The sequence below is a fragment of the Clostridium sp. DJ247 genome (assembly GCF_014231265.1).
In genome coordinates, this window is record NZ_JABAIW010000097.1 from 1 (window position 1) to 8,768 (window position 8,768).

Below are 8,768 nucleotides of genomic sequence, written 5' to 3' on the forward strand. Positions count from 1 at the left end.
CTTACTGTATCTAAGCACCATACTACTTCTGGATATTTGTTTATAACCTCTGCTAATTCTTCTACTGGATTCATTATTCCAGTAGATGTCTCATTATGAGTTATACAAATTAAATCGTAGTTACCTGTTGCTAAAACTTTATCTACTTCTTCTGGCTTAACTGCATTTCCCCATTCAACCTCATATAAATCTGCAGGTACATTATTGGATATAGCCATATCATACCATCTTTTACCAAAGTCTCCTATTGAGAAAACTGCTGCTTTTTTTGCAGTGCATGATCTTATTGCCCCTTCCATAAGACCACTTCCGGATGTTGTAGATAAAAGAATCTCTTCTTCAGTATAAAATATTTTTTTTGCCTTCTCTGTAATACTTCTCTGAAGATTAGAAGCGTCCTTACTTCTATGTCCAATCATAGGTGTAGCCATCTTTTGTAGGACATCTTCTGTTACTTCTACAGGTCCTGGAATAAATAATTTTTTATGCATTCATAATTGCCCCCTAGATATTATAGTTTCACTGTATCACTGCAAAGTTTTACACTGATATAGTTATACATGAATAAAGTGACTTGAGTATATAAAAGGAGCCAATACACCTAATAGGGACGAATTGACTCGCGTTGCCACCCTCATTGATTATATATAAAGTAAATATAATTCAATAAAACAAAAAGAGCTAGCCATCCCGTAGGGACGATTAGCTCGTGTTGCCACCCTTATTGATTATATTAATATATAATCCACTCATTCTAAATAACGGTTTTTTCCGTATTACTCTTCGTAATAATCCTCCAAGGTGGATTCACAAAAGTAGCGGTATCAGTTCACACCAAACACTGACTCTCTTTAACCTAACTTATGTTACTATTCTCTTCATAGGAATTATAACTTATTAACTTAGTTCTTATTATAATAATATAATTTTTAAATGTCAATATATTTTTAAAATTTTTTATAAATATATAATTATTTATAATACTTATTAATGTATTTCACTTGAAATATTAAATTATATACTAATACAGCTTCTGTAAATTATAAAAAGTATACCTTTTTATTCTATATAATCACTTTATTTGCTTTTAATTTGTTTTTATCTTTTCTTCAATCTTTTCCAATAGTCCCTTAATACATTTACCTTTCACATAATTTTTGCATTGAAAACAGCTTTGTGCAATTAAGCTCATAGAAGAAGTTAACATATAGGATTTCGCTTTATATTCCTCACAATTTTCAGCAACTAGCATTTTTTCATATGACAATATCATAAAATCACTCCTATAAACTCAAATTAATATATGAACTTTCTTTATGTAGCTATTATTACCCTAAATCAATATAAAATTCCAAAAAAATTCTCCTATAATAAAAATTATAGGAGTTGTATAGAAATAGTATATTAAATGATTGATTACTTTTTTCTAGTCTAATATAGATTCTGTTTCTGTACAATATTTAGTAATAATACACTTACCAAGATTCCTTGGACATTCTTTACACATACAATCGCTAACCATTCCATTACAGGTCTTATGTAGTTCAGGACAATTTTTGCAATTATTGTTCAAAATCAATATATCACCTTCTCATTCAATCTACTGGTAATGCTTAATGCAAAACTAATATGAATTTACATTAAGCATTACTAATTATAAGTTAAAACTATAGATTTAGTCCAATATATTAATTATTAGTAAATAAGCCTATTGTCATTATGCAATCTTATTTATGTGCCATAAAACTAATAAAAGAGGAAGCTTGTTTAAAGCTTCCTCTTTATTATAGTTATTTAAGTTTCTCAAAGGTAATACTATAAAATTTTATCCGATGACTACCCGCTTTAATCTTCATCTATAGGAATATCATCTAAATCATTCTCTAAATTATTTATACTTGTTTTTAATTCATTTATAGTGATTTTTTCTTCTATGAATCTTTGTGATTGTGGTAGGTCTGCAGGCAGAATACTGTTAACTCTGTTAACTTGAATAAAGCTATTTAGTCTCTCATCAATTAGCTTTTTAATTTGATCTAAATTGTAAAATTCTCCTGAACTCTTATACTTTTCATAAAACCTAATAGCTTCACAAATATAATCAGTAACGATAAAAGTATTATCAGTATTCTTCTTATTCTCCAATATGTTCCTGATATCTGTGTTTTTTCTAGAAAAGGTAAGCACCAATGATCCCGGTCGTTTTGCCATATTATACACCTCTTTTTTAGGAAATGTATTTTTTATAAGCTACTTTATATAAACCTTCTACAGTAGACCATTGTGGATCAGCAGCAACAAATGGATTTGGAATTCTTTTAGTTATGGCTTCAACTATTTTATTAGTGGTACCTCCTACAAATACTAGTCCATCTAATTCATCAATACGAAACCCATGTCTATTAATTTCTTCACAAGCTTCATCAAAAAAACGTTCTTTACTTCTTTCAATAACTTCCTGACTTTTTTCATCTATTTGTCCAAAGTTAGATAAATATCCAATTTCTAAAGCCCTTTCAGCCGCATCAAATTTAACTATATTTCCTTGCTTATACCCAGTTAAATCGTCAGCTACATAATTAGTCAACTTTATAGCTCCAAACTCTTCTACAAATCTATCCGAAGTAGGCGACATACACACTCCATTGGTATAAAGTGAAAAAGTAAAATTTAGTCCACCAAAATCAACTACACCTATCTTCTTACCCTTAAATAAATGGGGAGAAAGGTACACTATTCCTGATCCTTCTGCCTTAACCATAATATCTACAATCTCAAAACTATAATCTTTACCATCTACATTTATATCTATGACACCATTTCCCTTTATAAAATTCTTATATTCCTGTTTTGCTGTTTCAACCTTTAACACACTTATAGGACAAGCAAGAACCATAGATATCTTGTTATCTTTAGTACCAGGTTCTAAAAACTTTGTGATAGCTGTATATGTACATATTTGATGTAAAAACAATGTTTTTGATGTCTCATAACTCTTAGTTTCTCCCTGCTCCCCCACAATTAATTCTCTACCATTATACGAAACCTTATATGAATCACCTTCCACATCTATATATCCATTTCTTAGATCATATATCTTGGTTCTAATCTCTATTTTTTTAAGATCACAAGTTAAACCTCTAGCATTCCTACCCATAGCCTTAACGGCATACTTACCAGCATCAAGAGCAATTACATATTCTTCCATCGTTTTATATCCCCCCAAAAAAATATTTCTGTATCTACATTGTATTCTAAATGAAGGTACAAATCAATTACTTTTTATCCATTTTTTACAAAAACTTTACCATTTTGTGGATACAAGGTCAATACTATGTAGATACGAAATTTATGAAAAAAAAACCACCTCTATACACACATACATATATACGTTATAATAGTTATATATTTACAATTTATGGAAGGTGGTTTTAATATGGATTTGGAAAAAATTAAACAAACTAAAAGAGTTAGGTTTAACACAACCTTAAACCAGTGGATATTAATAAAACTCAAAGTACTTGCTGCAGCTAAACAAAAAAATGTTAATGATTTAATTGAAGATATTGCTCTAGAATATATCAGAAAAAGTTTTGATATATCATAATGGTAAATTAAGTTAAAAAATATTGTAATTATAGATTTGTATCTACAGTATATGTAAATAGTAGATACAAATCTATATTTTTTTATAAAAAATATGCTGTTTTGTATCTACTATTTATATACATTATAGATACAAAACTCCTTTATACTAGCATATTTCTCATACACATATACATATATATGTTATAAGAGTCATATACTCCATGTGCTAAGTTTAAAATATATATACTCTCTTTAAATATAAAAATATATAAACCCTATGCCAAGCATAGGGTTTTTGAACAAGCTAAAGACATAACAATATGTTATGTCTTCACAGAATTAAACTATTTATTTAAATCTAAAAGTCTCACTCTTTCTTTTTGAATTTGGTCTATTTTCTTTCCTTTATACCTTATTACATTTTTAGGACATACATATATACATCTTAAGCACAACATACATTTACTATGAAAAATAGCATGACCGTTTTCAAATGTTATATTATTTTTAGGACAATTTATAAGACATAAACCACATTTAGTGCAATCTTTTGTTGAAGTTATATTTTTTGAAATCTTAGGTAAAAATCTTTTATAAAGTTTATTATAAGTTTTTGCTAGCCTAACTCTCATAAATAAAACTTTACTATTTACATCATTATGCTCCATAAAATTTTTAACGATATTTTGTACTTTTTTATCTGAAAAAGCTAATATATCATTTTCATTGTCTAGTGTGGGTTTTTTACCTACTATAAAATAACAATTACTTGGCATCTGCATATTAGCTTTTGCTACAATGTTATAACCTCTTTTCTTTATTTTATTCTCTATTATGTATACAGCAGCTGAGGACTTAGTACCTTGAGTCGTATATATGATACTTTTTATACCTTTTTTAGTACTTGGCAATTTATTCAAAAAATCATCTACGATTTTAGGTTCTATATCTGCGTATACTGGAGATCCTATGATTATAAAATCATATAAATTTATGTTAACTTCCTCTAACAATTCAATACTATATAAAGCTAAGTCAACATTATATGTATTAAAATATTCTTTAAATTTATTAGCAACCCACCTTGTATTTCCTGTACCACTAAAATAGTATAGTACTCCTTTCATAATAACCCCATCTCCTAATAACTTGTTTGTGATTTATTTAAAAGTAATCTTTTTAATATATCGTAAAAATGCATAATACATTATTCATGTATTATGCATACTATTTAATAATTATATTCGTCTTTATTTTCTTTGGCATACTTTTCCCTATGTCCACTCATGATTTCACTTAATATATCTGATGCAGCAGGAGGAGTAAATGTTATAGCATTTGCACCTGCATTTACAGTAGCCCTTATAGTTTCCTCACATGGACCACCGGTTGCTATTATAGGAAAATTAGGATATTTTTCTCTTATCTTTTTTACTATATTGACTGTTTCTTTAGCTCCACATACATTCAAAATAGTAGCTCCAGCTTGTATTCTTTCTTGAAAATTTTCATATTCTGATACTATTGAAACTACTATGGGTATGTCAATAGTCTCTCTCATCTGAGTAATTACTTCGTTAGGTATTGGACTATTTACTACAACCCCCATAGCTCCTTTAAATTCTGCATCTAAAGCTAAATTTATAGACCTTTTTGCTGTAGTAATACCGCCTCCAACTCCACAAAATACAGGAATGTCTGCAGATAGTACAATTGCTTGTGTTATCATAGGTTGAGGAGTGAATGGATATACTGCAATAACTGCATCAGCATTTGTGTTTTTGATTACGGCTACATCAGTACTAAATATGAATGATTTTAGCCTTTTACCAAATACTCTAATCCCACTGGCTTCTCTAATAACTTCAGGTATCTGAATTACATGCCTTCTTAGTATTCCCTTTACTTCCGGTATATACTTGGCCATACTCTTTCCTCCCCTTTTATAACAAAACCCTTATTCTATTTTAAACTACTATAGTTTAGATTACCATATTATAAATTAAATGTTCAAGGCTTGCACTGCATAATTAATCATTAATTTACAATACTTAAAATAAGTTAACAATCTTCAATCTATTTCCTGATTGTTTTCTATTTCACAACGTCCTCTATTACATTTTCCACTTTCACACCTAAAAGCTCTCTCTCCGTTATATCCTATTTCTTTTAAAACCTTTTTAACTATTCGCTTGCCTATTTCGTCTTCATTCATCTCGCAAAGGGCATCCTCTATATGACTCCAATCTACCCATTCTACTTCTGATGATTTTCTTATATTCCCTCCATCATATTTTGCCATGAATGTTAGCATTATAATTTCTTTTGATTCTAGATATTCACTTCCTAAATATTTTAAATCCTTTATTTTCAGTCCAGCTTCTTCTAGCACTTCTCTATGGACTGTTTCTTCTACAGTTTCTCCAGTAGAAACATATCCAGATAAAAGTACCTTAGAATCCTTAAATATATAGCTTTGCTTAAGCAAAAGTATCTTATCGTCATTTACAACCGCTACAATAATACAAGGTTTAGGAGTATCAAAATACATAATTTTATCTACGGTGCAGTATGGTACCCCACCTTCGTCCCAACTATATTTTTCTATTAGTTCAGTTCCACAAATCGGACAATACTTAAATTTCATACACCTACTACTCTCTTGAGCAGCTTCACCTCCTTAATATTGATTTTCATACTTAATTATATTATAAAGTTTTACATGAAGTTATTCAAATACTACATTTTTACCTCTACTCTATTCTTTAGAGTTATTGAATTTTCACTTACTTCACAATCGTAAGCTAAAACATTAACTCCATTATTATCAGCATATCTTAATGCCTCACCAAATGCCTTATCCATTTCGTCATGAGGCGAAAATGATGTAACTTCACTCATTTGTATCAAAAATAACACTGCTGCATCTTTTCCTTGTTTCCTAGCCTCTACAAGTTCTAGTAAATGTTTTGTTCCTCTTTCAGTTGGAGCATCAGGAAACATGGTTCTCCCGCTGTCCTCTAGTGTAACACCTTTAATTTCTAAGTAACATTCCCTACCATATCTATCTGATAACTTAAAGTCAAATCTACTGTTTCCAAACACTTTTTCTCTTTCTATGTTTTCATAGTTAGCTAATTCTTCTATTTTTTTATTTACAAGAGCTTCTTCTACTACCTTATTTGGTATTTGTGAATCTATATTTATAAGCTTGTTTCCTTTATAACCTGCTATTAAGTCATATCTTGTTTTTCTCATTGGGTTATTTTCCTCTCTTAGGAGTACAGTACATCCTGGTATAAGTATTTCTTTGCATCTACCAGTATTCGGCACATGAACCAATGTTTCATCACCATTTATTTTTACATATCCTTGAAACCTATTAGGCCTGCGAATGAACTCAGCTTTTATAATGTTTTTGTGGATAACCAATATATCATCTCCAATTTTCTAAATTTTATACACATATTCACAGAATTTATCCACAATTGTTAATATATTTTACCTATTGCTGTGGATTAATCTATATTATATACTATAAATTTGTTTCTTAATTAGCATAATCTAATAAAAATTTGTGATTATCACTCTATCTTATTAATATTATATATTTGAATCACTTTATAAAGAAAGTCGCTTATACTTAAGATTTTATCCGTGCTATTGTTCGTTATATATGCAACTCTTAATAACCTTGTAGTTAGCATTGCATATGGAATAAAAAACTCAAATATCTTATAAATTATTTACACAATAAAAAAGGTTAAGCTAACATCTAGTTGAGTTACTTAACCTTTTTATATAATTATTGAAAACATCCTAAACAAAAAATTTATAAAAAAAGCTTGAAAACAATTAGAAAAATTACACCTGGTATTCCAAAAAAACCAGCAATAAGAGCTGTTATTGCATTAATTCCAATATAAAAATTAAAATAATGACCAACAAAGTTTACTACCACTAATAATACTACACCAAGTATAGCATTCAAAATTAGCTTCAACAGCATTTTTAAAGGCCAGGAAAAAACTTTAAATAATATATATAATCCAAGTATTGCAACTAAAAAATACCCTATGTACTCAAACTGCATACCTATCCCCCCTGTTTTCATCTTAATAAATTTATATTCATCTAATTTAAAAGTATTAATAAAAGAAGTAAAAAGTAAACACAGCATTTTTACTTTTCACTTCTTTTAATCTAAACTTATCCTACATTCAGTTCTTTAAGTATATTGTTACCATCAACTTTTAATCCATTCTTTTTAGCTTCATTTAATAAATACATGTATTTTGCTTTTGCAGCTTCTTCTGTATATATTGCATAATCTACAAGCCTTGGATCATCTACTGTATTAAAGTACTCTCTTGCTATATTAAGTTCTTCTCTAGCCTTTTCCACTGCATTTAATAAACGCTTTTGTTCTGCAGTATATTTTGATCCCTTGGCTAGATACCTAGCTATTTTTCCTTTATCCATAAAAACCTCCTACTTTATATCATGTTTATAATAATTGACATAAAGTAGCCTTCATATACATTATATCTCTATTCTTCCTTCTAAGGCTTTAGAAAGAGTAACTTCATCTGCATATTCCAAGTCTCCGCCCACAGGAATACCATGAGCAATTCTAGTTACTTTTGCACCTAAAGGTTTTAGTATTTTAGATATATACATTGCTGTAGCTTCTCCCTCTACGTTAGGATTTGTAGCAACAATTACTTCTTGTATATCTCCATTTATTCTTGTTATAAGTTCTCTTAACTTTATATCATCAGGCCCTCTTCCAGCCATGGGAGATATGTTGCCATGTAATACATGATAAACGCCATTAAATTCTCTAACTTTTTCCATTGTCATAATATCTTTAGGCTGTTCAACTACACATATTATACTCTTATCTCTGTTTGGATTGGAGCATATAGAACAAGGGTCCTTGTCAGTAAAGTTACCACACACTGAACAATATTTTATTGTACCTCTTGCTTTAACCAAGGCATCTGCGAATTCCCTTACTTCTTCGCTAGGTAAATTTAAAACATGAAGAGTTAGCCTTTGTGCTGTTTTATAACCTATTCCAGGTAGTTTAGCAAATTCCTCTATAAGTTTTTCAATTGCAATAGGATAAAAATCCATAACATCACCTCAATTTTAAAACCCCATCAATATTGATGGGG

The 8,768-nt window shown here is 29.3% G+C and carries 13 protein-coding genes and 1 other annotated feature; of the genes, 1 reads left to right on the forward strand and 12 read right to left on the reverse strand.

Annotated features, from left to right (window positions below; all coding sequences use genetic code 11):
* From HGI79_RS21690 to HGI79_RS21710, 5 genes are all read right to left on the reverse strand, one after another.
* Nucleotides 1-491: aminotransferase class V-fold PLP-dependent enzyme (locus HGI79_RS21690; protein ID WP_185652754.1), on the reverse strand; the 491-nt coding region annotated here is incomplete at its 3' end.
* Between the two features lie 200 nt (nucleotides 492-691).
* Nucleotides 692-891 (reverse strand) — a binding site (T-box leader).
* Nucleotides 892-1,087: 196 nt separating this feature from the next.
* Nucleotides 1,088-1,273, reverse strand: a complete 186-nt coding sequence (locus HGI79_RS21695; RefSeq protein ID WP_185652755.1) for a hypothetical protein — start codon at nucleotides 1,271-1,273, stop codon at nucleotides 1,088-1,090.
* Nucleotides 1,274-1,426: 153 nt separating this feature from the next.
* On the reverse strand, nucleotides 1,427-1,579 hold the full coding sequence (locus HGI79_RS21700; RefSeq protein WP_185652756.1) for a hypothetical protein: 153 nt from the start codon (nucleotides 1,577-1,579) through the stop codon (nucleotides 1,427-1,429).
* A 266-nt stretch (nucleotides 1,580-1,845) separates the two neighbouring features.
* Nucleotides 1,846-2,211, reverse strand: a complete 366-nt coding sequence (locus HGI79_RS21705; RefSeq protein ID WP_185652757.1) for a hypothetical protein — start codon at nucleotides 2,209-2,211, stop codon at nucleotides 1,846-1,848.
* 16 nt (nucleotides 2,212-2,227) lie between these two features.
* Nucleotides 2,228-3,208 carry a ParM/StbA family protein gene (locus HGI79_RS21710; protein ID WP_185652758.1) on the reverse strand — a complete coding sequence of 327 codons (981 nt, stop codon included), beginning with the start codon at nucleotides 3,206-3,208 and terminating at the stop codon, nucleotides 2,228-2,230.
* A 228-nt stretch (nucleotides 3,209-3,436) separates the two neighbouring features.
* Here HGI79_RS21710 and HGI79_RS21715 point away from each other — a divergent pair, with 228 nt between their 5' ends.
* Entirely contained in the window at nucleotides 3,437-3,607 is a 171-nt protein-coding gene (locus HGI79_RS21715) for a hypothetical protein (protein ID WP_185652759.1), read from the forward strand.
* 325 nt (nucleotides 3,608-3,932) lie between these two features.
* On the opposite strand, the gene HGI79_RS21720 is transcribed toward HGI79_RS21715, so the two are convergent.
* The 7 genes from HGI79_RS21720 to recR all read right to left on the reverse strand — a co-directional run bounded on the left by HGI79_RS21720 (nucleotide 3,933) and on the right by recR (nucleotide 8,727).
* Entirely contained in the window at nucleotides 3,933-4,715 is a 783-nt protein-coding gene (locus HGI79_RS21720) for an EFR1 family ferrodoxin (RefSeq protein WP_185652760.1), read from the reverse strand.
* Between the two features lie 104 nt (nucleotides 4,716-4,819).
* Complete coding sequence (locus HGI79_RS21725; RefSeq protein WP_185652761.1) at nucleotides 4,820-5,515, reverse strand: hydrolase; 696 nt, start codon at nucleotides 5,513-5,515, stop codon at nucleotides 4,820-4,822.
* A 144-nt stretch (nucleotides 5,516-5,659) separates the two neighbouring features.
* The gene (locus HGI79_RS21730) at nucleotides 5,660-6,235 is read right to left on the reverse strand and encodes an NAD(+) diphosphatase (RefSeq protein WP_185652762.1); all 576 of its coding nucleotides are present in this window, start codon (nucleotides 6,233-6,235) and stop codon (nucleotides 5,660-5,662) included.
* 92 nt (nucleotides 6,236-6,327) lie between these two features.
* A complete protein-coding gene (gene sfsA, locus HGI79_RS21735; protein WP_185652763.1) occupies nucleotides 6,328-7,020 on the reverse strand; it encodes a DNA/RNA nuclease SfsA in 693 nt (230 codons plus the stop codon).
* Nucleotides 7,021-7,420: 400 nt separating this feature from the next.
* The gene (locus HGI79_RS21740; RefSeq protein ID WP_185652764.1) at nucleotides 7,421-7,681 is read right to left on the reverse strand and encodes a pro-sigmaK processing inhibitor BofA family protein; all 261 of its coding nucleotides are present in this window, start codon (nucleotides 7,679-7,681) and stop codon (nucleotides 7,421-7,423) included.
* 116 nt (nucleotides 7,682-7,797) lie between these two features.
* Complete coding sequence (locus HGI79_RS21745; protein ID WP_185652765.1) at nucleotides 7,798-8,070, reverse strand: YaaL family protein; 273 nt, start codon at nucleotides 8,068-8,070, stop codon at nucleotides 7,798-7,800.
* 60 nt (nucleotides 8,071-8,130) lie between these two features.
* Nucleotides 8,131-8,727, reverse strand: coding sequence for a recombination mediator RecR (gene recR / locus HGI79_RS21750; RefSeq protein WP_185652766.1), 597 nt, complete (start codon nucleotides 8,725-8,727; stop codon nucleotides 8,131-8,133).
* Between the last annotated feature and the right edge of the window lie 41 nt (nucleotides 8,728-8,768).

What these genes read in the sequence shown, in the direction of transcription:
- HGI79_RS21740 (WP_185652764.1), bottom strand. Translation starts at nt 7,681, where the DNA reads ATGCAGTTTGAGTACATAGGGTATTTTTTAGTTGCAATACTTGGATTA.
- HGI79_RS21720 (WP_185652760.1), bottom strand. Translation starts at nt 4,715, where the DNA reads ATGAAAGGAGTACTATACTATTTTAGTGGTACAGGAAATACAAGGTGG.
- HGI79_RS21695 (WP_185652755.1), bottom strand. Translation starts at nt 1,273, where the DNA reads ATGATATTGTCATATGAAAAAATGCTAGTTGCTGAAAATTGTGAGGAA.
- HGI79_RS21715 (WP_185652759.1), top strand. Translation starts at nt 3,437, where the DNA reads ATGGATTTGGAAAAAATTAAACAAACTAAAAGAGTTAGGTTTAACACA.
- HGI79_RS21710 (WP_185652758.1), bottom strand. Translation starts at nt 3,208, where the DNA reads ATGGAAGAATATGTAATTGCTCTTGATGCTGGTAAGTATGCCGTTAAG.
- HGI79_RS21705 (WP_185652757.1), bottom strand. Translation starts at nt 2,211, where the DNA reads ATGGCAAAACGACCGGGATCATTGGTGCTTACCTTTTCTAGAAAAAAC.
- HGI79_RS21730 (WP_185652762.1), bottom strand. Translation starts at nt 6,235, where the DNA reads ATGAAATTTAAGTATTGTCCGATTTGTGGAACTGAACTAATAGAAAAA.
- HGI79_RS21725 (WP_185652761.1), bottom strand. Translation starts at nt 5,515, where the DNA reads ATGGCCAAGTATATACCGGAAGTAAAGGGAATACTAAGAAGGCATGTA.
- HGI79_RS21745 (WP_185652765.1), bottom strand. Translation starts at nt 8,070, where the DNA reads ATGGATAAAGGAAAAATAGCTAGGTATCTAGCCAAGGGATCAAAATAT.
- recR (WP_185652766.1), bottom strand. Translation starts at nt 8,727, where the DNA reads ATGGATTTTTATCCTATTGCAATTGAAAAACTTATAGAGGAATTTGCT.